General features: G+C 57.6%; 25 protein-coding genes. 18 read left to right on the forward strand and 7 right to left on the reverse strand.

The genetic code is table 11. The features are described 5' to 3' along the window. The first annotated feature begins 65 nt into the window (after positions 1 to 65). The 14 genes from QOS90_RS24105 (at position 66) to QOS90_RS24170 (ending at position 11,998) form a co-directional block, all read left to right on the forward strand. Positions 66 to 1,226 carry a phage tail sheath subtilisin-like domain-containing protein gene (locus QOS90_RS24105; RefSeq protein WP_085274145.1) on the forward strand — a complete coding sequence of 387 codons (1,161 nt, stop codon included), beginning with the start codon at positions 66 to 68 and terminating at the stop codon, positions 1,224 to 1,226. 12 nt (positions 1,227 to 1,238) lie between these two features. Next, a complete protein-coding gene (locus QOS90_RS24110; RefSeq protein WP_085274146.1) occupies positions 1,239 to 1,748 on the forward strand; it encodes a phage major tail tube protein in 510 nt (169 codons plus the stop codon). 11 nt (positions 1,749 to 1,759) lie between these two features. Next, a complete protein-coding gene (locus QOS90_RS24115; protein ID WP_085274147.1) occupies positions 1,760 to 2,347 on the forward strand; it encodes a phage tail assembly protein in 588 nt (195 codons plus the stop codon). 150 nt (positions 2,348 to 2,497) lie between these two features. Next, positions 2,498 to 5,287: a phage tail tape measure protein gene (locus QOS90_RS24120; RefSeq protein ID WP_085274148.1), complete on the forward strand. Its 2,790-nt coding sequence runs from the start codon at positions 2,498 to 2,500 to the stop codon at positions 5,285 to 5,287. A gap of 12 nt (positions 5,288 to 5,299) precedes the next feature. After that, positions 5,300 to 6,178 (forward strand): phage tail protein, encoded by an 879-nt coding sequence (locus tag QOS90_RS24125; protein ID WP_085274149.1) that lies wholly within the window; start codon positions 5,300 to 5,302, stop codon positions 6,176 to 6,178. Beyond that, positions 6,153 to 6,359: a tail protein X gene (locus tag QOS90_RS24130; RefSeq protein WP_085274150.1), complete on the forward strand. Its 207-nt coding sequence runs from the start codon at positions 6,153 to 6,155 to the stop codon at positions 6,357 to 6,359. The genes QOS90_RS24125 and QOS90_RS24130 overlap by 26 nt, the downstream gene beginning before the upstream one ends. A 24-nt stretch (positions 6,360 to 6,383) precedes the next feature. Then, complete coding sequence (locus tag QOS90_RS24135) at positions 6,384 to 7,427, forward strand: phage late control D family protein (RefSeq protein ID WP_085274151.1); 1,044 nt, start codon at positions 6,384 to 6,386, stop codon at positions 7,425 to 7,427. 35 nt (positions 7,428 to 7,462) lie between these two features. After that, positions 7,463 to 8,032 (forward strand): glycoside hydrolase family 19 protein, encoded by a 570-nt coding sequence (locus tag QOS90_RS24140; RefSeq protein WP_085274152.1) that lies wholly within the window; start codon positions 7,463 to 7,465, stop codon positions 8,030 to 8,032. After that, complete coding sequence (locus tag QOS90_RS24145; protein WP_085274153.1) at positions 8,032 to 8,586, forward strand: lysis system spanin subunit; 555 nt, start codon at positions 8,032 to 8,034, stop codon at positions 8,584 to 8,586. Before QOS90_RS24140 ends, QOS90_RS24145 begins: the two co-directional genes overlap by 1 nt. A 151-nt stretch (positions 8,587 to 8,737) precedes the next feature. Next, positions 8,738 to 9,532 (forward strand): DNA adenine methylase, encoded by a 795-nt coding sequence (locus QOS90_RS24150; protein ID WP_085274154.1) that lies wholly within the window; start codon positions 8,738 to 8,740, stop codon positions 9,530 to 9,532. A 109-nt stretch (positions 9,533 to 9,641) separates the two neighbouring features. Beyond that, positions 9,642 to 9,887: a hypothetical protein gene (locus QOS90_RS24155; RefSeq protein WP_085274155.1), complete on the forward strand. Its 246-nt coding sequence runs from the start codon at positions 9,642 to 9,644 to the stop codon at positions 9,885 to 9,887. A 675-nt stretch (positions 9,888 to 10,562) separates the two neighbouring features. Further along, positions 10,563 to 10,850: a type II toxin-antitoxin system TacA family antitoxin gene (locus QOS90_RS24160; protein ID WP_085274191.1), complete on the forward strand. Its 288-nt coding sequence runs from the start codon at positions 10,563 to 10,565 to the stop codon at positions 10,848 to 10,850. Continuing rightward, positions 10,808 to 11,329 (forward strand): N-acetyltransferase, encoded by a 522-nt coding sequence (locus QOS90_RS24165; protein WP_256577531.1) that lies wholly within the window; start codon positions 10,808 to 10,810, stop codon positions 11,327 to 11,329. Before QOS90_RS24160 ends, QOS90_RS24165 begins: the two co-directional genes overlap by 43 nt. A gap of 381 nt (positions 11,330 to 11,710) precedes the next feature. After that, the gene (locus QOS90_RS24170) at positions 11,711 to 11,998 is read left to right on the forward strand and encodes a hypothetical protein (RefSeq protein WP_085274156.1); all 288 of its coding nucleotides are present in this window, start codon (positions 11,711 to 11,713) and stop codon (positions 11,996 to 11,998) included. 90 nt (positions 11,999 to 12,088) lie between these two features. Here QOS90_RS24170 and QOS90_RS24175 read toward each other — a convergent pair whose 3' ends face one another. After that, complete coding sequence (locus tag QOS90_RS24175) at positions 12,089 to 13,342, reverse strand: hypothetical protein (RefSeq protein WP_143491103.1); 1,254 nt, start codon at positions 13,340 to 13,342, stop codon at positions 12,089 to 12,091. 155 nt (positions 13,343 to 13,497) lie between these two features. Next, on the reverse strand, positions 13,498 to 13,704 hold the full coding sequence (locus tag QOS90_RS24180) for a hypothetical protein (RefSeq protein WP_085274158.1): 207 nt from the start codon (positions 13,702 to 13,704) through the stop codon (positions 13,498 to 13,500). Between the two features lie 466 nt (positions 13,705 to 14,170). Between QOS90_RS24180 and QOS90_RS24185 the strand changes: the two genes are divergently transcribed. Beyond that, on the forward strand, positions 14,171 to 15,967 hold the full coding sequence (locus tag QOS90_RS24185) for a DUF262 domain-containing protein (RefSeq protein WP_218190608.1): 1,797 nt from the start codon (positions 14,171 to 14,173) through the stop codon (positions 15,965 to 15,967). 1,048 nt (positions 15,968 to 17,015) lie between these two features. Here QOS90_RS24185 and QOS90_RS24190 read toward each other — a convergent pair. From QOS90_RS24190 to QOS90_RS24210, 5 genes are all read right to left on the reverse strand, one after another. After that, positions 17,016 to 17,531: a hypothetical protein gene (locus QOS90_RS24190; protein WP_143491104.1), complete on the reverse strand. Its 516-nt coding sequence runs from the start codon at positions 17,529 to 17,531 to the stop codon at positions 17,016 to 17,018. A gap of 1,109 nt (positions 17,532 to 18,640) precedes the next feature. Further along, a complete protein-coding gene (locus QOS90_RS24195; RefSeq protein WP_085274160.1) occupies positions 18,641 to 19,078 on the reverse strand; it encodes an acetyltransferase in 438 nt (145 codons plus the stop codon). A 213-nt stretch (positions 19,079 to 19,291) separates the two neighbouring features. Continuing rightward, positions 19,292 to 19,993, reverse strand: coding sequence for an arsenical resistance protein ArsH (gene arsH / locus QOS90_RS24200; RefSeq protein ID WP_027596595.1), 702 nt, complete (start codon positions 19,991 to 19,993; stop codon positions 19,292 to 19,294). Positions 19,994 to 20,002: 9 nt separating this feature from the next. Continuing rightward, the gene (locus QOS90_RS24205; protein WP_027596594.1) at positions 20,003 to 20,473 is read right to left on the reverse strand and encodes an arsenate reductase ArsC; all 471 of its coding nucleotides are present in this window, start codon (positions 20,471 to 20,473) and stop codon (positions 20,003 to 20,005) included. Between the two features lie 28 nt (positions 20,474 to 20,501). Continuing rightward, positions 20,502 to 20,849: a metalloregulator ArsR/SmtB family transcription factor gene (locus QOS90_RS24210; protein WP_027596593.1), complete on the reverse strand. Its 348-nt coding sequence runs from the start codon at positions 20,847 to 20,849 to the stop codon at positions 20,502 to 20,504. Between the two features lie 440 nt (positions 20,850 to 21,289). Between QOS90_RS24210 and QOS90_RS24215 the strand changes: the two genes are divergently transcribed. From QOS90_RS24215 to sfnG, 3 genes are all read left to right on the forward strand, one after another. After that, complete coding sequence (locus tag QOS90_RS24215; protein WP_085274161.1) at positions 21,290 to 21,547, forward strand: hypothetical protein; 258 nt, start codon at positions 21,290 to 21,292, stop codon at positions 21,545 to 21,547. A 115-nt stretch (positions 21,548 to 21,662) separates the two neighbouring features. Then, positions 21,663 to 21,950 (forward strand): DUF3077 domain-containing protein, encoded by a 288-nt coding sequence (locus QOS90_RS24220; RefSeq protein ID WP_027596591.1) that lies wholly within the window; start codon positions 21,663 to 21,665, stop codon positions 21,948 to 21,950. 249 nt (positions 21,951 to 22,199) lie between these two features. Continuing rightward, entirely contained in the window at positions 22,200 to 23,294 is a 1,095-nt protein-coding gene (sfnG, locus tag QOS90_RS24225; protein ID WP_085274162.1) for a dimethylsulfone monooxygenase SfnG, read from the forward strand. Positions 23,295 to 23,324 lie beyond the last annotated feature (30 nt).

Consider the following 23,324-nt stretch of genomic DNA (forward strand, 5'->3'; position numbering starts at 1 on the left):
TCACATTTCAAGCTGTTCAACACGACCGCCCTTTGGCGGTTTTTTCGTTTCTATGGGGAGCATTTATGGCTAACTTTTTCCATGGCGTGACCACTTCGCTGGTCACTTCCGGGGCGCGCACTATCAGCGTGCCCTCGTCGTCGGTGATTGGCATCGTCGACGTTTACACCCCTGGGGTGGGGCTGGCTGAGCCCAACACGCCGGTGCAGATCGTCAGCGACCGCGAGGCCGTGGCGGCGTTTGGTGCCGCCTCGCCGCTGACCAAAGCCTGCCTGCAGATCCTCGACCAGGCCAAGGCCGTGATCATCGCGGTGGGTGTTACGTCCGCCGGCACGCCGGCCAGCATCACCAGTGCCGTGATTGGCGGTGTGGCGGCCGATGGCAAGCGCAGCGGCCTGCAGGCCTTGCTCGATGCCAAAAGCCTGTTCAACCAGCACCCACGGCTGCTGCTGGCACCCAAGCACTCGGCCACCAAGGCGGTGGCCACCGCCATGGACACCCTGGCGGACAAGCTGGAGGCCCTGGGCCTGATCGACGGGCCGGGTACCACTGACGAGGCGGCTATTGCCTATGCCACCGGGTTTGGCAGCAAGCGGCTGTACATGGTCGACCCCGGCGTTAAAAAGTGGAGCGTTACCAGTAACGCCGACGAAGACCTGGCGGCCTCGCCAGTGGCGGCCGGCCTGTTCGCGCAGACCGACGCCAATATCGGTTTCTGGGCTTCGCCGTCCAACAAGGAAATCAAGAACGTTACCGGCACCGTGCGGGCCGTCGAGTACCTGGACAACGATCCGACTTGCCGGGCCAACCTGCTCAACAACGCCAATGTCACCACCATCATTCGCGACGGCGGCTATCGCCTGTGGGGTAACCGCACGCTGTCGACCGATAGCAAGTGGGCATTCGTCACGCGGGTGCGCACCGTCGACATGGTGATGGCGGCCGTGCGGGCCGGCATGAAATGGGCCGTCGACCTCGGCATTACCAAAAGCTATGTCAAGGATGTGACCGAGACGGTGCAGGCCTTCATGCGCGACCTCAAGGCCGCCGGGGCGGTGATCGACTTCGAGGTTTACGCCGACACCGAGCGCAACACGGCCAGCCAGCTGGCCCAAGGCAAAATCATTTGGGTGATCCGCTTCACCGATGTGCCGCCTGCTGAGAACCCGATTTTTGAAATCGAGGTGACCGACGAATACCTGACTCAAGTTCTCGACGTAGCCTAAGGAGCGCGCGCAATGGCTGTTATTCCAGAAGTATTGTTCAACATGAATGCCTCGGTGGGGGGCGTCAGCCTGCAGGGCGATGTGCCGTCGCTGACCCTGCCCAAGCTCACGCTGAAGACCGACGAATATCGCGCCGGCGGAATGGACGCGCCGATTGAGATGGATATGGGCCTGGAGAAGATGGAGGCCAGCTTTACCTCCAACGGCATGCGCCGGGAAACCCTCAAGTATTTCGGTGACTTTGACCTGTCCGGCTTCAACTGCGTGTTCCGGGGCAGTTTCAAAGGGCGTGGAGGGGCCACCAAGGCGGTGGTCGCCACCTTGCGCGGTGCGCTCAAGGAAGTCGATCCGGGGGACTGGAAGGTTGGCGAGAAGGCCGAAATGAAGCACAGCATCGCGGTGAGCTACTACAAGCTGGAAGTCGCCGGCCGCGTCATCTACGAAATCGACCCGGTGAACTGCGTCCGTGTTATCGACGGTGTCGACCAACTGGCCAGCGTTCGTGCTGACCTCGCCATTTAAGGAGCCTGAGCATGTCCATTACCAACACTACCCCTACCTGGCTCAACATCGAGGGCGGTCGCGCCGTGGTGTCCCTGAGCGTGCCCCTGGACGTTTACGGCGAGGTGCGCAAGGCGCTGACCATGCGCTGTCCGACCATGCGCGAAGACGTCATGGTGGCGCACCAGGCCGGGGACAACGACGAGCAGCGCGAATTGCTCATGCTGGGGTCGCTTTGCGAGCTGACCGAGGATCAGCTGACGGCCCTGCAGGTGCGCGACTACCGCCGCCTGCAGCGGGCCTACAAGGAGCTGCTGGGCGATGACAGCGGCGAGAATCCGGCCTGGCTCAAGTTGACCCTGGAGCATGCGGTGGTGCACCTGGTGGAGCCTATCGAGCGCGACGGCGTGAAGGTCGACCGCCTGACCCTGCAATCGCCTTCGATCCGCCTGAGCCGGGAGGTGGAAGCCGAAGCGGGCGACGACAACAGCAAGCTGGAAACGCTGCTGTTCCAGCGCCTGACCGAAACCACGCCGGCCGAGCTGCATTCGTTGACCATCCGCGATTACAACCGGGTGCGCGCGGCCTACTTTCGCCTGGTCCACCAAGACGGGGTTTAACACCCCCGGATTCCAAAAGTCGCTTGCCAAGCGCCTGGCGCGAGAACTGGGGTTCTCGCCCGGCGAGCTGGAGCAAATGCCATTCGCTCGCATGGTCTGGTGGCTCTCTGATTGAGCCGCCGGGCTGTGCCTGCGTGGGAGTGAGAAACCATGGCCAACAACAAGTTTTCCATTGGCCTTGTGATCGGCGGGGTGGTCAGCGCAACGGTCGGCGCCGCATTCAAAGACGTTGAGGGCCGCATAGGCAAACTCAAGAAGCGCGGCGAAGAGGCCAAGGTGCTGCAGGGCGTCATTGGCGAAACCATGCGCCTGCGCGATGAGTGGAAGAAAGCCAGCGAGGCGGGAGAGGCCAGTGCGCGCGGCCTACGAAACCAGCTCGACCGCAACGTTGCTGCCCTGCGAAAACAAGGTGTCGAGGTCGGTCGCCTGGAGGACCACTACCGCACGCTGGGTCGCACTGCGCAAGCCGCTGCCCGGCAGGCCAAGGGTTTGCAGCAGATCGAGGCGGGCAAAGCCGGCCTGCGATCCACTGCCGTGCAGGCCACGGTCGGCACCGCGGCCTTGGCGGTACCCACCAAGATCAGTGCCGACTATCAGGCCATCGTGCGGGATATCGCCATCAAGGCGGGTGTGGCCAACAAGGCCGAGGAAGTCGAGCTAAACCGGGGCATCATCACCACGGCCAAAGACACCGGCCTGGCGCGCAACGAGGTGGCCGATGTTCTTAACAACCTGGTGGGGGCCGGTATGGACCTGCAGGAGGCGGCGCGTTATTCCAGCGTGGCCGCCAAGTTTGTGGTGGGTCAGGGCGCGGACGGTACCGACACCGCGCGAATGATCAACGCCCTGGGGCAAAACGCCAAGATCACCGACCCCGTGGTGATGCAGCGCGCGCTGGAGGCCATCGCCTACCAAGGCCAGGCTGGTAGCTTCGAGGCCAGCGACATGGCCAAGTGGTTCCCTGAGCTGCTGGCCGGCATGGCGAAGCAGGGCATTTACGGCATGGATGCCGTCACCCAGCTGGGTTCGATCCTGCAGGTGCAGATCAAATCTGCCGGCAGCGCCGATGAGGCGGCCAACAACCTCAAGAACTGGATGGAAAAGATCGGCTCGGGTGAGACGGTCAAGGCGTACAAGGACGCCGGCATTGACTATCAGAAATCGCTCAATTCCGGCCTGCAGAGCGGCATGTCGACGCTGGAGGCCAGCTTTGCACTGGCCCAAAAATACATCCAGAAGACCGACCCGAAAAAGGCCGCTGCCATGGCTGAGGCGGCGGCCAAGATCAACCAGGAGACGGACCCCGAAAAAGCCAAGCGCATGATGCAGGCGCTGGAGGAGGCCATGCGTACCGGCGACTTGTTCGCGGATATGCAGGTCAAATCTGCGCTCATGGCCTACATGCAAAACAAAGCGCTGTACGAGGAACTGAAAACCCAGTCTGCAGACGCGGCGGGCATCCTCGACCAGAACCTGGCAGAGCGCCGCGAAACGTCCTCGCAGAAGTGGAAAGAAACCGCCAACGAGATTGACGACGCGTTCCGCGCCATTGGTGACGGCCTGCGGCCGTTGACGGACGGTGCCGCCGACGTATTGCGGGCGACGGCCACCGGCATTGGCTGGATTGCCGAAAAGGTGCCGTCCTTGGCCCTTGGGGCTACAGCGCTGGCAGCGGGGGGCTTTGCCATCACCAAAGCGGTGGCGGCCATCCGGGTTGCCAGAGGCCTGTACAACGTCGCCAAGGGCGCTGCAGGCGCTGCTGGAGTGCAACGCGTATTTGTCACCAACCCCCAGGCCGGGGCTGGCGATGGCGGCGGCAGTTCGGTAGGCGGCGGGGCTGGGGACACCGCACGGCGCAACCCTCGGCGTAGCCGGTTGGGCCGTGTCGGCGGTCTGCTGGGGCGTGCCGGACGCTTGGCCAGCTTTGGTAAGGGGGTGCCGGTGCTGGGCGCTGCGGTGGCCGCACTGCAGATTGGCAGCGCTGTGGCCAGCGACCAGCCACCCGAGCAAAAAGCCGAGGGTGTCGGCAGTGCGGTGGGCGGTTTGGCCGGAGGCATTGCCGGCGCAGCCACGGGCGCGGCCTTGGGCTCGATCATTCCGGTGGTCGGCACGGCTATTGGTGGTCTGGTAGGCGGCATCCTTGGGAGCCTTGGCGGGGACGCGCTGGGCGCCAAAGTCGGCAGCCTTTTTGCCAGCAAGGCGCAGCCTGATCCAGCGGCTGCGCCGGCGGAACAGGGGGCGCCTGCAGAAGGTAGCGAAGCCGGGGCGGCGAAGGCTGCGCCCTCTGAGTCGCCTGTTACGCGTAACGGCCCTGAGTCGCTGCGGGTGGTGCCGGCGCCTGCCGAGCCGGCGGTTTCCTACGATCCCAAGGACCCTGATTCCAAGGACCCGTTCCTGGTGCCGGCGCTGACTGCTGGCAAGGTGCGTTTCCCTGGTGCACCGCTCACGCGGCCGCCGGCCGAGCCGGTCGTTACGCGTAACGAGCCTGAGCCGTTGCGGGTGGTGCCGGCGCCTGCCGAGCCGGCGGTTTCCTACGATCCCAAGGACCCTGATTCCAAGGACCCGTTTCTGGTGCCGGCGCTGACTGCTGGCAAGGTGCGTTTCCCTGGTGCACCGCTCATGCGCCCGCCGGCCGGCGACCCTGCGGCCTTGCTGGGCAACCTGCAGCCGGCCGGCACGGTGGGGCCTGGTTTGGCTCAGGCGGGGAAGATGCTGGGCGACTACCAGCGTGCAGCGGATAAGCCGGCGCCGGCCAAGGCTGAGCAGGCATCACTCAAGCTGGACCAGCGCTTTGACCTGAGCATACCGGTCACGGTCCAGGGGGACGTAGCGGACCGGCAGAAACTCGCCAACGAGTTGCGCCCCTATTTCATGCAGATGATGCAGGACGCTACCCGCGACATTAACGCGCGTCAGCTGTACGACGCGCCGCACCTGTAGGGAGGATAACCAATGGCGTACATGGAGAAGCTGCAGGGCAGCCTAAAGTCGCTTGCCGCTGCAGGAGAGGCTGGCCGCCGCACGGTGGACGGCATGCTGGGCCCTATGAATGGGGCCGTTACGCAAATGAAAGGGGCTGTTTCCGAGCTGGAAACCCTGCCGGTGGTGGGGGAGCTGATCGGAGGCAAGCTGAACCGGGTCATGGGCGGTATCGCCCAAGCCCAGGCCAAGGTCGGCAAGGTGCTGGCCGTCTACAACCAGGCCAGCAACGCGGTCACGCAAGTGCAGGAGCGGGTGGCCGAGTTTGGCGAGCAAGCAGACCGGGCAAAGAAGGCCATTTCTAACATTGCGGATAAGTACAACCAGGCCGGCGGTATCAGCGGCATGGTGTCCAATTTCTCGCTGTCGGAAATGTTCTCCAGCGCCTCGATCCGCCCCAAGGAAGACCCGCCCAAAGAGGCCATCAAGGCGTTCCCTCATCTGCTGATTCTGCAGCCTCAGAGCGTCAAGGCGGAGCCGTTCTATTTCAACCTGGACACGGCGGCCTTTGACGAACTACGGCGCAAGACCTCGTTTCGCTGGGCGGCTCAGGAGCGCCTTACCCGGCGCTCTGCGCAGCAAGCGGTGGGCATTGGCGATGAGCGCCTGACGCTCAAGGGCGCAATTTTCCCCTCGTTCCGGGGTGGCCTCGGCCAGCTCGACACCTTGCGCAGCATCGGCGGCCAGCTGCAGCCGCTGGGGCTGACCACTGGCTACGGCCAGGTGCTGGGCAATTGGTGCCTGACTGATATCGAGGAAGAACAACCCACGCTGCTGCAGGGCGGAATTCCGCGCAAGCAAGCATTCACCTTGGAGTTCACGCGCTATGGCGATGATCTGTCGAACGTCTGACGGCGATGTGCTCGACGCAATCTGTTTCCACTATTACGGGCACCTGAGCGGCACGGTGGAGGCGGTGCTGGGTGCCAATCCGGGCCTTGCCGTCGAGCCGCAGCCCTACCGTTCCGGGGTGCTGATTACCCTTCCCGAACTGGCTAGAACCGACCAGCTGACCGTCCAGCTGTGGGACTAGTACCCCGCCTTACCGGAGCTTTCCATGAAACCGCAATTTCGTATCGTCGCTGACGGTACCGATATCACGCGCCTGATAAATGACCGCCTGCTGATGCTGCGCACGCTCGACAAGCCCGGCATGGAGTCGGACGAGTTCGAACTGCGTATTGACGACCGCGACCAGGCCGTTTCGCTGCCGTCGCGCGGTGCCAAGATCGAGGTTTTTTTAGGCTATGACGGCACGCAACTGACCCGCATCAACAGCTATACGGTCGATGAGGTTGAGCTAACCGGGCCGCCGGATACGCTGGTCATCCGAGGCAAGGCCAGCGACATGCGCGGCAGTGGCAAGACCACCCGTAACGGCAGTTTCGAGGGCAAGACGTTGGCCGAGATTGTCGCCACGGTGGCCCGTCGTAATGGCTGGATACCGGCCTGTGATGTGCAGACCGTCGTGGACCGGGCGGACCAGCTCGGGGAGTCTGACTACAACTTTATTACCCGCATTGCCCGCCTGTATGACTGTACCGCCAAGGTGGCCAGCGGCAAGCTGATAGTCCTCAAGCGGCAGGCTGGCGTCACGGCCAGTGGCAAAACGCTGCCGGCGGTCACCATTCGGCGCTCGGACGTTGGCCGCTACTCATTCCGCCTCGGGGACCGTTCGACCCATAAGAGCGTCAAGACCACCCACCATAACGCCAAGACCGGCACCCTCGACGTTATCGAACTGAAAAACGACGACGCCCCGGACGGCCTGCCGCCTGTGCATACCGACCGGCATATACACCCGAATAAGAACGCTGCTGAGCAAGCCGCCAAGGCGCGCCTGGCGGCGTTCAACCGCTCGACCGCTGGGGTGCGATTGGAAATGCCGGGCCGTGTCGACCTATTCGCAGAGCGCCAGATCAACGCCCTGGACTTCAAAGACGGCTTTGACGGCGAGTATCTGGTGGATTCCGTGGAGCAGGTATTCACCCAGGCGGGGTGGTCGACCACCTTTGAATGCAATGGCGGTAAGAAAGGCAAGGCCAAGGCTGCTGGTAAGAACAAGAAAACCTCAACACCGCTCGAAGTCGTGCAGCTTTAACCGCACAGACAAACAGACCATCACTGGAGACTTAAATGGCTATCGCTGTACATCAGTTGCAACAGATCCTCCCCAACGCCGGCCGAAAAGCCGGCGTTTTTGTTTCCGGCCTCAACGCAACAATGGGCAAGTACTCGATCATCACCGCTCGGCGTATGGCTGCGTTCCTTGCGCAAGTCGGCCATGAGTCGGGCCAACTGCTGTATGTGCGAGAGCTCGGTAACGATGCCTACCTCGCCAAGTACGACACCGGACGGTTGGCGGAGCGCCTCGGCAACACCCCGGCGGCTGATGGCGATGGCCAGAGGTACCGTGGCCGTGGACTTATCCAGATCACCGGCCGCGACAACTACGAGGCCTGCAGCGAAGCGCTGTTCGGTGACAGCCGCTTGCTCAATACCCCCGACCTGCTCGAGCAGCCCGTCTACGCCTCACTGTCGGCCGGCTGGTACTGGCAGCGAGCGGGGCTTAACACCCTGGCTGACAAGGTGCTGCAGGCCGATGACTCGGTGTTCGAGCTGATCACTCGGCGTATCAATGGCGGCCTGAATGGGTTGAAGGATCGCCAGGCACTCTACAAGCGTGCGCTTGAGGTGCTGCAGTAATGCCTATGAATTGGCGTATCGCGCTTCTGGCTGTTGCGGTCGGGCTCTATGTCGGCGGGCGAGGGGCCTGGGTGTGGCAGGCCAGCGAGTACGGAAAGCAGCTGGCTGAACAGGCGTCAGGTTATGTCCAGCAACTGGCGGACAGTGATCGGGCTCACGGTCGAGAACGTGAGGAGGCTGCAGCTACGGCCCTCCAGCAGCTGGCGGAGCAGAAAAGTCAGCGACAAGCCCTGGAAGATCGCCTGCAGGAGCAGGGGAAAACACATTGGAAGGAAATGAGCGATGCACAACAGACTCAAGATCGCCTGCGTGACAGGCTGGCTACTGCTGACTTGCGGCTGTCAGTCCTTGTCGACGCCGGAGCCTTTGCCACCCCGGGTGGTGACAGTGGGATGCGAGAAGCCGCCGGCACCGGAGGCGTGGTTCATGGCGCCTTACGCGCCCGACTTGACCCAGCGCATGCTCAACGAATTATCGGCATCACTGACACCGGTGATCGAGGACTGATCGCACTGCAGGCCTGCCAGGCCTACGTCCGTGAAGTGACCAAATGAAAAGAGGCGAGCCGGGTAGATGCGTCAACATCTAGCCCGGCCCGCCGAACCCGCAGACCCTTCCTGCAAGTCCAGCCGTAGCCTCTGCCTTGTGCACAAAGCGCGGCGAGCCTAACACCTGTTTATCCATACAGTAAAGACTTGCATACCTATGACCTCTCCAATTATCCCCTGGATGGGTGGCAAACGCCGCCTGGCCGACCGCTTGATCCCCCTCTTTCCCCCTCATGAGTGCTACGTTGAAGTCTTCGCCGGCGGTGCCGCCTTGTTCTTCATGCGTCCCCAGCCCGCTCCAGTGGAGGTGCTGAACGATCTCAACGGTGACCTGGTCACCCTCTACCGCGTTGTGCAGAACCACTTGGAGGAATTCGTGCGCCAGTTCAAATGGGCGCTCAGCTCCCGCCAGATCTTCGAGTGGCAGAAGATGACGCGCCCGGAAACCTTGACTGACATCCAGCGCGCTGCCCGGTTCTTCTATCTGCAGCAGCACGCTTTCGGCGGCAAAGTCACCGGGCAGACGTTCGGTACCGCTACCACTGGGCCGGCCATCAACCTACTGAGGATCGAAGAGAACCTGTCCGCTGCCTGGCAGCGCCTCGCCGGCACCTACGTCGAGAACTTATCCTGGCTCGCTTGCGCCGAACGTTACGATCGAGCGCACACGTTTCTCTACATGGATCCGCCCTACTGGCAGACCGCTGGCTACGGCGTGGATTTCCCTTTCCACGAGTACGAACGCATGGCGGACTTCATGCGCCGCTGCAAGAGCAAGGTAATGGTCAGCATCAACGACCACCCGGACATCCGACGCGCCTTCGACGGATTCCATTTCGAGTACCTGGACATTCGCTACAGCAACACCAACCAGCGTCAGGGTAAAGCTGAGGTGACCGGCGAGTTGGTGATCATGAACTGGCAGCCTTCCTCGCTTGGCGGTTTGTTCTAGATGAACAGTTCAGTCCTTAGCCGATTCACGCTCTCATCGAGGGCGACTCGACTCATCTCAGGAAGTGATTGCACTGGGCCATCATCCACCCATGCAAGGAGCAAGACCAATGCAACTGAGTGACGCGGTAGAAGTGGTGCAAGTGGCTGGAGCGACCCAGGCCAATGAAAAGCTGGCCGAGGGCTGGAAGTTGTTGGCTGTCGTGCCTAATGAAAACGCCAGCGGTAAGGCTTATGTGGCCTATGTATTGGGCAGGTCTGAAGAATCCCAGCCGCTGAACACCGAGGCGGTGCAAGGTGCGGCGAAAGCGATCAAGGAACGGGGCCCTTTGGGCCTGTCCACCCCGCGCCGCTGAAGAGAGTGGCGCTGCCCGGGCAATGTCCATAACGGATTTTCCGTTCAATAGAGGCCCTCATACCGAACGGTACGGGGGCCTTTTTTTGCCCGCGTCACCCAAAAAAGCCGAAATGGGCGACCAAAAATGACAGCTGGCCCAATGTCCTACCGGGGCCGAGCAGACCTGACCCTGATCTACGACGCGGCGGCCTGACTCGGCTGCAGCGCCGAGTGCCAGGGCGTCGATGTGGTGGTGAGCCGGCCGAGTGCCGGCGCTCCGGTATCGATGCTGGTCGGCCGCCAGTTTGGCACGGCGTTGCTTTCCTGGCGCCGGGCGTCACCCGGGCCTCCCTGGTGCTACCCGAAGGTGCTGGCCGGCCAAGTGCAGTCCATCGTCGTGAGCAGCGAGGAAGAGTGGTGTTTTTGTAAGTCAAACTCATACACGGTGTAGACGATTGCTACACAGAGTGGTATATTGGTGGCGTGGAAGGGATTTCCACATCACCTAGAGGAATCGCTAGGTAACCGCGTCAAACCGGCCCCCAATGTCTGGGGATCGGAACTACTTGAGGAGTCGTTAATGTCCGCAATCGCCAAGAAGTTGAATTTCCATCGTGTTCGAAGAATGTCACGTGACATCGGACCATAAGGGGGTGAGGAGCAAAATTACTCAAATCTTTTAGAGGTACTAATGATGTCAGCTCAAATCATAGAGCGAGATAGGCCCGTTCCAATCAACATGCGGGTCGACACAAAAAAACGAAGCCTGATCGATGCGGCAGTGGAACTGCTTGGGACCGACAGAACTAGCTTCATCCTGGATGCTGCCTGTAAGCGGGCTGAAGAGGTGATCATGGATCGTCAGTTATTTCTCCTGAGTGAAGAAGCATTTGACCGCTTTGAGAAGGCACTTGAAGATAATCCATTGAGGGATAATAAGTGTCTACAGAAATTGATGTCCAAGCCCGCCCCCTGGAGCTGAGCAAGCCCGAAAAACTGAACACGTTTCACGATTTCAGTAATTTCGACTGTGGGGAAACCTCGATCAACGAGTACCTCCACAAGTACGCAAGGAAAGGGCAGAAAAACAAGCAAGCGGTGGTCTATGTTGTATGTTTCAAAGGTACGAACCAGGTCGCTGGGTTCTACACGCTGTCCAGCGGTTCGATCGCACGTGACTTCGTGATGCCTAAGAAGCTTCAACGCAACACGCCAGACGTTCATCCAGCGACCATTCTTGGTCGTATGGGGGTCACAATGACTGCCCAGGGGTTCGGATTCGCCGAAGGCCTTCTCCAAGATGCCATCCGTCGTGTGCTCGTGTCTGCTGAAGAGGTCGGGACTGCAGCTCTTTTGGTCCACCCGTTGAATGAGTCACTTGCAAACTTCTATGAGAAGAAGGCAGGTTTCGTACGCTGTCCTGAGCTCTCGCCGCTCACCCTGATGCTGTCCTTGCGGTAGCAGCCCAACCCGCCGGTTCGCCGGCGGGGGTTTCTTTTCTATCCCTCCAATCCCCTCATTCTGATTCCGCTCCATATTCTTTCCAGTTCTTTGATCGACTCACCATCCATCCATTTTGCATAAACTTCCACCAGCATGGTGAAATCTTTATGGCCAATTTGCTTGGTGATGAAAGCAAGGTTGCCTCTTGCTGTCAGGCACCAACATGCGAAGGTGGCGACTGCCCACAAGGTGACTTACCTTCAGTAAAGGCCTCATTCCCTCAAGGACCAGAGGTCTTTCTTGTGCTTGTATCGCTGAAAACCGCAGAAATGGGGACCGAGAATGTCTAAAGTGATTTCGACGTTCCCCAACATTCCGTAGTTAAGGAGCTTTTCAGAGATGACGGATCACACTGACCATGACCTACGCGCCCGCGTTGAAGCCAACTACCGTGCCGATCTGGCGACTCTGCCCACCGCGCTGCTGCCAGCGCTTGAGCGGCTGGCCGATGGTCCGCGTTACAGCCTGGTCGGGCTGCTGGCCAGCGTGGCCCGAAGCCCGGCCGGCGAGCTCTCATATGACCTCGGTCTGGTTCATGGTCATATCTTCGCCGCCCTGCAGCGTAACGAACTGAGCGAGGCTGAGACCGATGCACTGTTATCCTTCGTCCGGGAGTTGACGATATAAGTACCGTCCTACTCTACCGTGGCTCGGCCGATGTGGTCGTCAGCTACGGAGAGGTGAAGGGTGAGTAGGCACAGCAACGCCACTCCAGAATTAGTCCCCATTTCTAAAGCGAACAGCTTTTTTTAACAAATAGATCTTTCTGTTTATATCTCCATCAAGAATGGGTGAGTCTAGGAATGTGTTGGCTTCTTTAAGGCTCCTAAAATCTTTATTGCCAACATAGAAAAAGATGAGCGCTCGGAATATTCGATGTATTTGGTAAGCGATTTGATCTGCAGCAGCTGAGCTGATGCCAGCATGAACGTTACGGTTTCTGTAGACTTTAGAGATCTCCAGTATTTGCCTGATAAGCTCATGATCTTTGTATAGGTATGAGCAGCGACGTATGATGATGTCGCTGTTGTCGCTCTCGTTAACAGTGGACTCCAATGCGCCCCAGAGTTTAATTATCGAATAGTCGCTATCAGCTTCGTCGAGCGCTCTGGTGTAACGGATTATACCATCTCGTATTCTCTCTCCGCCCGTGATGGAATCTATCCGGCGTAAGATTTTTCGAATTGCGGCGGCTGTTTTTTTCAAGTTATCCTGTTTGAAGACAAAGGTTTTCTCAGAGATTTCAGTATGTTCATACCAATAATCCTCGGATGCTAACGATCCATCAGTATTATGACCTGTATGCATGCCTCCAAGTCGTATTTTGTTGATTGCTCCTTTCCGCCGTCCCCACAACGAAAAGCTCATCCCTGGATTGGCGTAGAAGGACAGAACGCCTCTTAGGAAGTCTAGGTGTTCCATTGAAGAATAAAATGCATCCGCAAGTGATCGTGCCTCTAAGCTGATGATTACGCCCGAGAAATTCTCTGGTGTATGGGAGTGTGGTTTAGTCCAAGTTTCATCAAGCTGCTGTCGTGTGCTGTATTTTTTTGGTAGCCCTGAGGGATAGAAGCTTATTTCCGCGTCGTGGATTTTAATTCTCTTGATAGGAGGGTGGCCCGATATTGAAATGGATGTCGCTATGTGAAAATTTTTGGTGGGCTTTTTGAAGTGGCTTACTATATTTGAGTTTAAGAATTTCAATAGCTTTTCTTTGTTTTTTTGTTTGGTGGTCAATGCCTCTTTCGTATATGTGTCAAGTGCGGAGTCAATAAGTGAGTCTAGCGTATCGGGTGATAGGGATTCACATCTTGAAAATTCGAGCATGCTTTTGAGTGCGGATTTATACTCAAAATATTCGGCGCCGTAACTAGCGCGCCCATCTTTAGTGAGTGTGGCTGATTTTAGTATCTGCTCGATGATTATTTCGGGCTTAAAGTTTTTGCTCTTTGTGCTCCAGAGGGCTGGCATTGATTACTAACCTATCGCTGACTTTTGATTAGATTTCGGATGATGGATCTAGTTGGATAGATCTGAGAATAGACTTGATAACGCTTGGTCGCTGACCGTAAAAGATCCCGTAACGTGAGCTCATGTGTTAAGGCCGCCACTGCCTCTGGGATCGCTCATGCCCGCAGGCGTTCTACCCCAGATAAAATTGCGTCGGCATGGGTATCGAGGGTCGCTAACACGGCCATGACGTTTTCATGTATGTGGACTGAGCCGCGATGGCTCACCCATAGCGAAAGCTCCTCCAGAGCTGCTCTGATGGCGACCTGGTTCAGATGCAACAGCTCAAGGGTGTCAGCTGTGGTCGAGGCTTGGTCATCCATGTGCATGCTCCAGGTACGAGAATTTTTAGGGCAACTTTAGGGCAAATCCTAGGGCGTGTTAGGCCTATGCAGGCCATCCGCTAAAGTCAGAATAGCCATTTATGCTGGTCTCCGGAGGCCTATTGAGACCATCGGGCGGGTTCAAATCCCTATCCCTTGTTTAGCCAGGATCAGTGCTCGGCGCGGCTCGGCCTCCGTGGGCGAACTCGGGTCTATCCTTGGGGCAAAAATGGGGCAAACTGTGCGCCATTCAATGCCAATCTATGCCAATGCGCTTGTGTATGCCAAGACGAAAAAAGGCGCCCAAGCCCTCATACTGTGGGGCTTGGGCGCCTTTTCCTGTTCCTACTGCAGCACAATCGGGGTGTGCATCGGTAGATTTCAAGTTTCAAATAGGTCGGGTATGGTCGGGTGACGAGGCAACCCTTAGACTGGAGGTATGACGAACAAGCCTAGGAGAGGCCGAGTGGACGAGTCAAAGAGGCAGGATCTCACGGTGAAAGGTGAGTCTGTGGAGAGGGTGTTTGGTAATTATCAGGCCCGCCAGTACATGGTCAACCGTCGGTACCAGCGTAAGCTGGTTTGGACGCTCGAAGAAAAGCGTCGTTTTATTGACTCGCTACGCTCAGGCTATCCTGTCCCTATCGTCCTCCTAGCCGAGCGTCAAGGTGCTTCGGGTTTCGGCCAATTTGAAATTATCGATGGGATGCAACGACTCAATGCAATTTTCGGTTATATCGAAAATGAGTATTCAGTTGATGGTATGTATTTCGATTTAAATACCATGGCAGAGACGAAGGCGTTGCTGGATGCGGGCACCGTAGGGCAGCGGGAACCTGTTCTGCCGCGCGATGCTTGTGTTGCTATTGCTTCCTATACCATTCCCCTTTCAATTTATGAGTTTTCGGGTGATGGCGAGGTCGACGAGGTTTTCCGTCGAATTAATTCCGGCGGTCGGAAACTGTCCCGTCAAGAGTTGCGAATCGCTGGTAGTACAGGGCACTTTGCGCAAGCTGTCCGCTATGTCGCGTCCAAGGTCCGTGGAGACGTTTCTTCGTCCGATGAGCTTCCTCTTAATGAGATGAAAAAAATCTCGATTACGAATAAGGAGTTGGATTACGGCATCGATGTCGATGAGATGTTCTGGATCAAACAAGGAGTGCTGACAAAAGAGCAGGTTCGTGAATCCCGTGATGAAGAGATTGTGGCCGATGTATTAGCCTTCATGCTGTTGGACGTTAAGCCACCATCTCGGAGCGAAGTTTTAGATGATTTCTTTGGATACAGTGAGGGTGAGAACTCCCAAGCACGCTATGACCAAGTAGAGCTTGCAGTACAGAAAAACACCATAGAAATAGTTACTCTTGACTTTCAGCGCGTACTAGATCAGCTGAAGCTTACTCTGGGTAGGAGCGGGAAATCGCTTGGGCAGTTGCTTTTCGGAGCGCAGCCACCCCGCGCTCCGCGTTACTTTCAAGTGGTGTTCCTCGCATTGCATAAATTGATTGTAGTCCAAGGGCAAGAGGTGGTAGATCAAGATCAACTTATTAAATTGATGGAGGGTAGTGGTAAACAGATCAATGTCCCCGAAGGCGGGCGATGGGGAGCCGAGGATCGCTTGAATTCTGTCAATGCGGTCGCAGGTATTTATGGTGCTGCATTTGGTCCGTCTCAAGGATATGATCCTGGGAAAGTCCGATGGATCACCCAGATGGAGAATATTCTGACACAGTCATACACTGAGCAAGCGTGCTATGACTTCAAACAGGGTTTTTTGCGTTTGGATGGTAAACACACGTTCGATGAAGATAGTTTTGAGAAAATCTTGAAAACGCTTGTTGGTATATCTAACCTGCGGAAGGGCGTTCACGGCTATGTATTAGTTGGAGTGGCAGATACCGACGCAGATGCCCAGCGAGTCAATGCTTTATATGGTGTGAAGCCAACGCCGTTTGATCGCTTCTTCATTACGGGGGTGGAGCATGAGGCTGCAGCCTTGGGGAAAACTCTGGATGAGTTGTTCATGGAGTTGACCACAAAGATTAAGCATTCTGCATTGTCTGAGCCACTGCGGGACTACGTGGCTCGGAATATAAAGTCAGTACGCTATTATGATAAGACTATCTTCGTGTTTGAGGCTTGCGCTCAAAACGAGCCATCCAATTACGGTGGGCAGTTTTATATTCGTCACGGAAATAAACTTGCAGAAATTCCTACCGCCCAGTACGGAGAGCTATTCAGACGCTTTCTCGCGGGAATGTGACAATGAGCATTAAAGCTTTTTAGCCTGACCTTTAGAAGCCCAGCCGCGAGCTGGGCTTCTCTTAGCGCTGTTGAGGAGTGGTTGGTACAAAATTGGTACGGGACAACTTTTGTAGCGCTAAGGCCTGCGTAAATAAAGGGTCCTAGAAAAAGTATGCCCAATCCATCATCGGTGCAACGGAGAACCGGCGCGACGGCTCAGGCCTTGTCGCAACTGGGTTAGTGCCTGATTTTGCAGTCATTTCGTTCAACGTGTTTCGTACCGGATTCGGGGTTTTCAGGGCGATTTCAGCAAGCGGTGGCTGCGATTTAGCAACCGGGCGGCGACGTGTAGCAAATTCCCGTGGCAACGAGCAGTGCACACACTGGCGGATTGTTAAGCCTGTTACACAGGCCATGTTCGCTTGAGGAGGGAAGGTAGCTAGTTTACCAAGAGAAATCGCGGTTCGTCCGGAAACAGGTTCTTCGGATGCTATTGGCGCGACATGAGGCCTCCATACCTCAACCTCTGTGAGCCATGGGCACTCATTTAGACCGCCTCACCGAGACTGGCCCGACGTGATCACACTGCATCATAGCGATACTCGATATCGCGCTACCTCCCAGCCAGGTTCGGCCATCGAAGCCCCTATTCCTCTCGACGTTAAGGACCATCGCTGGCACCCAGCACCAGCGTCGGCAACGTAAATCTCAAAGCCTACGCCGCACCTGTAGGAGCTGGCTTGCCTGCGACGGGCTGTGAAGCAGCCCCAATACAGGCAACACTCCTCTCAACCCTGGGCGCGCATATCGCAGCAATCTTGCTCTGATAGATCTGATGGCGTTGGTCGAATATAGCGATAAGCGCTCATTCAAATCACGTCATGTGACAGCCGCGAGCCATGCAGCAAGCTTCGGTTATCTGACGGCTCCTCACGTAATGCCTCGGATCTGCTCAAACAGATGATCTACTTAAATCTCAAGGCCTGCGCTGACCCTTAGTAGCTGATGCCTGCGATGGGCTGTAGAGCCCCCAATACACCATATCTACTTGATTTCATTTCCGGTTTTTAGTCTGGAAGTAAATAGTAATTTTCCGAAAGGCGAGCTTCCAGATAGTCAAAGAGCGCTAACGCATCCCCTGCGTACAAAAAACCATCTTCAGTTCCGTCGGCCAAAAGTTTTGTGCCGTTCAGGGACTTAGTAATCGTATATGAGTCGAACTGAGCTGCTTTTTTTAGTTCTGTTTTTATATTGAAGCGGTTCCCGTGGGCGATGGCGTTCCTAATGTGCCTAAGGAACTCAAGCTCAGGCGCTTTATTTAAATATCCAAAGCGAGAAAAGGCGTCACCTACATGAAGGATTGCAGCCTTAATAGGTAGGGTCAAGAATTCAATATTTTTGTTAGGGTTTTTCTTTATGTGCTCCATAGATGGTTTTAGCGGTAGATGATAAGCCAGGGGGCTATTGATTCTTCCGATGCTGTCAGTGTGTAGTGATGGGCTGGCTTTAGTAGGGATGACTATGTTGTGTGCTCGTTTGGCTAGTTGAGAGTTAGGGTCTGCATATCCTGCTATTCCAAGCATGAATGCTCCAATTGGTGATCGTGCAGTATTTATCGCGTCTATGAGCTCGAGTTGTACCGAATTAACCATTTTTAAGGACCTGCTCTGGCGGGTTGCTGTGTTCGACTATGTAGGGTTTGAGCAACCAGCTACCAGCCTTTGGGAGATCGCTCAGCTTAGCCTAATTTCGTTCAATCGGGGTTAGCAGTCACTGAAACTTGCAGCAATCACGCCCATGAACTAAATATACATCGATTTGCAACCATCTGCACCCGCATCATCAAGCGTGGTTAACCCGAGTGTATGCGGGCACAGTCACAGCCTTTTCAAACAATTAGAGCATAATGTCAGTGCCCAACCCTGTCCCTGGATTTGCCTCACCCACCGCGGTCATGATCACCTGGGCACCCGCAAGATGTGGGGGCTGGTTCTTCTTCGATAAGTACTGCAGGCACGCATTGTTCAGTGATGCAAAGTCTATGGTCATGAATGCAGCCAGATTTTCAGTATCGTCGAAAATGCCCGTGGCATGTAGCTTTACCTCCTCCAAAGCTTCATTCAGGTTCATTCGCGCGTAGATGAGTTTTGGATTGTCATTTCTACTTCTGAATAGTTTGTCTAGATTTCATGGGTCGTAGGAGATGCTTCGCTTTCCTCGCTCAGCGCGTGAACCCTCGCAAAGGCTGTCTCGGAAAGATCAATCGTAAGTATTCATCTTCACTTCAACTTTTGCGAACGTGGAGGCGAGAATGAAAGAGATCATATCAAGGTCGGAAATGGTTGGTGTCTTGCGAATGAGTTCTTTTGCAGACTTGGTTGTTTTACGATCAGGTTTTGCAGTTTTGCAACGTATAAAGTCTCAGTGGTTGTAGGCATGATGCTGTTTCTCATAGGTGTTGCCTATGTACATTTGCAGCAGGGTAATTCAAGTGTTTGTCAGTAGGTAGATTCGGCTGGCCGTCATGTTGTGCAGTACGCATGATAGCCCTACTCATAAAGGCCTAGCCATACAGTGAAGGCCTGTCAAGGAGTACGGCTATCATACGTTTGGAGCGCTAGGGATGCCCAGTAAACGGCATGGGGCGGATGCCTTAGCTCCGCGAGCCCAACTGCCCATCAAGCTCGACCGTTTAACTCGGCAAACTCATATGCAACAACGGAAACGGCCGCCCCTCACCATCCACCTCAGAGCGCCCCGTCTGCACAAACCCATAATGCAGATAAAACCCCACAGCCTCAGGGTTCTGCTCGTTCACATCCACACTCAGCGTGTGCCGCGAACCGCGTGCGTAATCCAGCAGCGCACGCCCAATCCCACGCCCACGCAGGTCGGGGTCGATGAAGAGCATTTCCACATGCTCCTGATTCAGCCCCATGAAGCCTAACGGGCAATCTTCAGCATCGACCGCGACCCACAACTCGACAGCGGGAAGGTAAACATCGCGCAACTGCGGCAGCAGCGCGTCTATGTCGGATGCCTGCAAAAAATGGTGAGTGGCGCGAACGGCGCGCAGCCAGATGTCGAGCAGCAGTGGATGGTCTGCGGCGTTGGCCTGACGAATGATCATGTAATCAACCTTGTTCACTTGATAACGGAGTAGCGGCACGCCATCGGGCGACCGTATAAGTGTCGGCATCTTGAATGCCCGCTTCGCGAACTAACGCCTGGGCGGTGCACTGCAGAGGGGGCCGAAAAGGAAGGGGCTGAAAACGTACTGATACCCGCAGGTTGCGTCAAGGGCCGGGGACGGCTTCAAAGCCGCGCCGTCCCCGGTAATCACTCAGATCGAGCGCTGGTTAACCCGCGCCGTAAGCTGCTCGGCGCTTTCTTTGCGCTCGGAATAGCGGTCCACCAAAAACTCGGTGCGGTCGCGCAGCAACAGGGTGAACTTCACCAGCTCTTCCATCACGTCGACCACCCGGTCGTAGTAGGGCGATGGCTTCATGCGGCCGGCATCGTCGAATTCCAGGTACGCCTTGGGCACCGAGGACTGGTTGGGGATGGTGAACATGCGCATCCAGCGGCCCAGTACGCGCAGTTGGTTAACCACGTTGAACGACTGCGAACCCCCGCACACTTGCATTACGGCCAGGGTCTTGCCTTGGGTGGGGCGTACGGCGCCGAGGGCCAGGGGGACCCAGTCGATCTGCGCCTTGAACACGGCCGACAGGGCGCCGTGGCGTTCGGGCGAGCACCAGACCTGGCCTTCGGACCACAGCACCAAATCACGCAGTTCTTGCACTTTGGGGTGCTCTACCGGCACGTCATCAGGCAACGGCAGGCCGGAGGGATCGAAGATGCGCGTCTCGGCACCGAAATGCTGCAGAAGGCGGGCGGCCTCTTCGGTCAGCAAGCGGCTGAAGGAGCGTTCGCGGGTCGACCCGTACAACAGCAGGATGCGCGGTTTGTGCTCGCTGGCACGGGGCGCGGCTGGGGCTGCGTCGAACAGGGACAGGTCGAGGTTGGGCAGTTGCTCGGACATGGGGCCTCCTTAAAGCGTGCCGATGCGGTCCAGCTCGCGCTGGAGCTCGTCGTGGCCGAGGGTATTGAAGGGGAGGGCGAAGAGGGCGTTGCAGCGTCGCTCGATGATGGCCAGCGTGGCGTTGAACGCGGCGTCAATCGCAGCCTCGTCACCCTCGACCTCGGAAGGGTCTTCCAGGCCCCAGTGGGCTTTTAGGGCCGGGCCGAAGTACACGGGGCAGGGTTCACCGGCAGCTTTGTCGCAGACGGTGATGACGATGTCCGGCGGGTTGGCGGCGAAGGCATCGTTACCTTTGCTGCGCAGGCCTTCTGTGGAAATGCCGGCCTGCTGCAGGGTGGTGAGGCTGCGCGGCAGCACCTGGCCTTTGGGAAAACTGCCGGCACTGACGGCTGCGAAGCCTGGCGGTGCCAGGTGATTGAACAGCGCTTCGCTGAGGATGCTGCGGCAGCTGTTGGCGGTGCACATGAACAGGACTTGCATTGGAAGGCTCTCTCGCGGGGTGGCGGCTTCAGCAGCAGGCGGCTGCGCGGACGGGGCGGTCGGCCATGTGCTGCAGGCGGGCTGTGTTCGCCTGCAGCCAGGTGGCATTGGCCTGCAACGTCACCTGCAGCATGTCGTGCACCCACGTGGGCAGGTTCGGGTTGAGGCGGTAATACACCCATTGGCCTTGGCGGCGATCCAGCAGCAGGCCGCTGCTTCGCAGTTGGGCGAGATGGCGGCTGATTTTCGGCTGGCTGTCGTCGAGGGCGCACATCAGCTCGCAAACGCAGAGCTCGCCCAGGCTGGCGATGAGCAGGGTGGCGCGAGCGCGGGTCTCGTCGGCCAGGTTCTTGAAGACCTCGGGTGGGGTGATCATGGAGGTGCTCTTTACATATGGATAATCGAATATACGGATTTCCATATGTTTAGAGCAAGCGGGAAAATGCGGCACGAAATTGATACAGAGCTACCGGAAATGATCAGATTTTGGCTCTTCTTTGTAGGGCGTTTCTGAATAACTCTTTGCAGGCCATTGCGTCATTGAAGTGAGGGGGAGAGCCTTCTAGTCTGGCCGCGTCGGTGAGAAATCAACGACCAGGTCTGCAAGCCTGTAGGGTCAACTAGGAAGAGTCCACCATCAGCCACAGATGCTCTGCATCCGGCTGCGCTTTATGGTGGCTACGTACGGGTGGTCCTCGGACCAGCCGGGCATTCTCTCTAGTTGCCCCCGGCCTTGCAGGCCTGTATGTAGCCGCCACCCAATCATCTGCAAGTGAGCAGGTGGCGATCTGAATAGTGCAACTAGAGAGACTCGCCATGCTCAAGATCGTCCCCGACCCACCGTGCTCCCCCGATACACCTCATCACCTCGAAGACACCCTGATCCAGGCCTCGGAGTACGTACTCTGCGCCTTGGCCGTCGCCCACCACGCCGTCTCCACGCTTCCCAAGTCGCCTGCCTCCATCATGACCCTGGCCGTCATGCACGAAATGGAAGCGGTGCGCACATTGCTGGAATCGGCGGTTGCGCAGGTGCAACTCACGGCCAGGCCGCACATGCAGACGCTGCATTGACATTCACCGATGCCGGGGCTGCTTTGCAGCCCTTCGCGGGCAAGCCCGCTCCTACAGGGGGCGTCGACGCGCTTGCGAACTTTGTTTTCGGCGCGACAGCGCAGGGGGATATGCAATGGACAAGGTATTACCAGAACGCACCGGCACGCTGGGTTTGACCATAGGCTCCGCGTCGTGCCTGGACGGCGTGATACAGGGCAAGCGCCTGTTTCGCGTAGAACCCGGCAACTGCTGCGACCATGCCATCGAGCAGGCGTCGGTGCTGATGGACTGCTCAAGACGAGCCTCGTTCATCGGCGTGATGGACGACGAACCTGTGTTGGTGTGGGCCTCGCACTTTCTTTGCGAAATGGCCAAGGCGTTGATGGACGATGCGCACATGGGCATGCGCAAGCATCGCTGATGCGTCAGCGCTCAACAGTGAGGATGTAAACAATGAAGATCTTTGCCGAAGGTGATAGCGGCAAGAACCCTCCCAGTCGCTGCTAGCCGTGTTGCCCCCGCAACAGTGTTTCGACAATCTGCTGCGCAGAGGGCACCGCGCCCGGTCTGCGCTGTTGGCTATCCCATTGAGGCTCAACGCTATTTTTTGTTTGGCACGGTTGCTGCGTTGTCTCATTCAACCCTTCGAGGACAGCCAAGGAGCCTCCCCATGAGCCAAGCCCCAATCAAGTTCGCCTACTGGGTCCCCAACGTCAGCGGTGGCCTGGTGGTGAGCACCATCGAGCAACGCACCAGCTGGGACATCGACTACAACCGTAAACTGGCGCAGATCGCCGAAAAGGCGGGCTTTGACTACGCCCTGTCGCAAATCCGTTTCACTGCCGGTTACGGCGCTGACAACCAGCACGAGTCGGTCACCATCAGCCATGCGCTGCTGGCCGCCACCGAGAAGCTCAAGGTCATCGCGGCTATCCTTCCAGGCCCATGGAACCCGGCGCTGGCGGCCAAGCAACTGGCAACCATCGACCAGTTCACCCAGGGCCGGATCGCCATCAACCTGGTGTCGGGCTGGTTCAAGGGCGAGTTCCACGCCATCGGTGAACCGTGGCTGGACCATGACGAGCGCTACCGCCGTTCAGAGGAGTTCATCCGTGCGCTGAAGGGCATCTGGACCCAAGACAATTTCACCTTCAACGGCGATTTCTATCGCTTCCGGGACTACACCCTCAAGCCCAAACCCCTGCAGCAGCCGCACCCGGAAATCTTCCAGGGTGGCAGCTCGCGAGCAGCGCGGGACATGGCGGCGCGGGTGTCGGACTGGTACTTCACCAATGGCAATACCGTGGAGGGGATCAAGGCCCAGGTCGACGATCTGCGTGCCAAGGCAGCCGCCAACGGCCATGCGATCAAGGTGGGGGTGAATGCCTTCATCATTGCCCGCGACACCGAGGAAGAGGCGCGGGCGGTGTTGCAGGAGATCATCGACAAGGCCAACCCTGAGGCGGTGAAGGCGTTCGGGCATGAGGTCAAGAACGCCGGGGCGGCCAGCCCGGAAGGCGAGGGCAACTGGGCCACGTCCAGCTTCGAGGACCTGGTGCAGTACAACGATGGGTTCAAGACCAACCTGATCGGCACACCGCTGCAGATTGCCGAGCGCATTGTTGCGCTGAAGGCGGTGGGGGTGGATTTGATCCTTTCAGGGTTCCTGCATTTCCAGGAGGAGGTGGCGTACTTCGGTGAGCATGTGTTGCCGCTGGTGCGCGAGCTGGAGGCCGGGCTCCGGGTGGAAAAAGCGGTGGCGTGAGGCCTGCCAGGCACGGCCCTACAAGGGCCG

Origin of the sequence: Pseudomonas sp. LAIL14HWK12:I10, assembly GCF_900184205.1 — a bacterium.
GTDB lineage: Bacteria > Pseudomonadota > Gammaproteobacteria > Pseudomonadales > Pseudomonadaceae > Aquipseudomonas > Aquipseudomonas kermanshahensis.

What these genes read in the sequence shown, in the direction of transcription:
- QOS90_RS24195 (WP_085274160.1), bottom strand. Translation starts at nt 19,078, where the DNA reads ATGATCATTCGTCAGGCCAACGCCGCAGACCATCCACTGCTGCTCGAC.
- QOS90_RS24210 (WP_027596593.1), bottom strand. Translation starts at nt 20,849, where the DNA reads ATGATCACCCCACCCGAGGTCTTCAAGAACCTGGCCGACGAGACCCGC.
- QOS90_RS24140 (WP_085274152.1), top strand. Translation starts at nt 7,463, where the DNA reads ATGGCTATCGCTGTACATCAGTTGCAACAGATCCTCCCCAACGCCGGC.
- QOS90_RS24175 (WP_143491103.1), bottom strand. Translation starts at nt 13,342, where the DNA reads ATGCCAGCCCTCTGGAGCACAAAGAGCAAAAACTTTAAGCCCGAAATA.
- QOS90_RS24125 (WP_085274149.1), top strand. Translation starts at nt 5,300, where the DNA reads ATGGCGTACATGGAGAAGCTGCAGGGCAGCCTAAAGTCGCTTGCCGCT.
- QOS90_RS24105 (WP_085274145.1), top strand. Translation starts at nt 66, where the DNA reads ATGGCTAACTTTTTCCATGGCGTGACCACTTCGCTGGTCACTTCCGGG.
- arsH (WP_027596595.1), bottom strand. Translation starts at nt 19,993, where the DNA reads ATGTCCGAGCAACTGCCCAACCTCGACCTGTCCCTGTTCGACGCAGCC.
- QOS90_RS24130 (WP_085274150.1), top strand. Translation starts at nt 6,153, where the DNA reads ATGGCGATGATCTGTCGAACGTCTGACGGCGATGTGCTCGACGCAATC.
- QOS90_RS24115 (WP_085274147.1), top strand. Translation starts at nt 1,760, where the DNA reads ATGTCCATTACCAACACTACCCCTACCTGGCTCAACATCGAGGGCGGT.
- QOS90_RS24215 (WP_085274161.1), top strand. Translation starts at nt 21,290, where the DNA reads ATGCTCAAGATCGTCCCCGACCCACCGTGCTCCCCCGATACACCTCAT.
- QOS90_RS24155 (WP_085274155.1), top strand. Translation starts at nt 9,642, where the DNA reads ATGCAACTGAGTGACGCGGTAGAAGTGGTGCAAGTGGCTGGAGCGACC.
- QOS90_RS24205 (WP_027596594.1), bottom strand. Translation starts at nt 20,473, where the DNA reads ATGCAAGTCCTGTTCATGTGCACCGCCAACAGCTGCCGCAGCATCCTC.
- QOS90_RS24180 (WP_085274158.1), bottom strand. Translation starts at nt 13,704, where the DNA reads ATGGATGACCAAGCCTCGACCACAGCTGACACCCTTGAGCTGTTGCAT.
- QOS90_RS24135 (WP_085274151.1), top strand. Translation starts at nt 6,384, where the DNA reads ATGAAACCGCAATTTCGTATCGTCGCTGACGGTACCGATATCACGCGC.
- QOS90_RS24160 (WP_085274191.1), top strand. Translation starts at nt 10,563, where the DNA reads ATGTCAGCTCAAATCATAGAGCGAGATAGGCCCGTTCCAATCAACATG.
- sfnG (WP_085274162.1), top strand. Translation starts at nt 22,200, where the DNA reads ATGAGCCAAGCCCCAATCAAGTTCGCCTACTGGGTCCCCAACGTCAGC.
- QOS90_RS24150 (WP_085274154.1), top strand. Translation starts at nt 8,738, where the DNA reads ATGACCTCTCCAATTATCCCCTGGATGGGTGGCAAACGCCGCCTGGCC.
- QOS90_RS24220 (WP_027596591.1), top strand. Translation starts at nt 21,663, where the DNA reads ATGGACAAGGTATTACCAGAACGCACCGGCACGCTGGGTTTGACCATA.
- QOS90_RS24170 (WP_085274156.1), top strand. Translation starts at nt 11,711, where the DNA reads ATGACGGATCACACTGACCATGACCTACGCGCCCGCGTTGAAGCCAAC.
- QOS90_RS24110 (WP_085274146.1), top strand. Translation starts at nt 1,239, where the DNA reads ATGGCTGTTATTCCAGAAGTATTGTTCAACATGAATGCCTCGGTGGGG.
- QOS90_RS24190 (WP_143491104.1), bottom strand. Translation starts at nt 17,531, where the DNA reads ATGCTTGGAATAGCAGGATATGCAGACCCTAACTCTCAACTAGCCAAA.
- QOS90_RS24120 (WP_085274148.1), top strand. Translation starts at nt 2,498, where the DNA reads ATGGCCAACAACAAGTTTTCCATTGGCCTTGTGATCGGCGGGGTGGTC.
- QOS90_RS24145 (WP_085274153.1), top strand. Translation starts at nt 8,032, where the DNA reads ATGCCTATGAATTGGCGTATCGCGCTTCTGGCTGTTGCGGTCGGGCTC.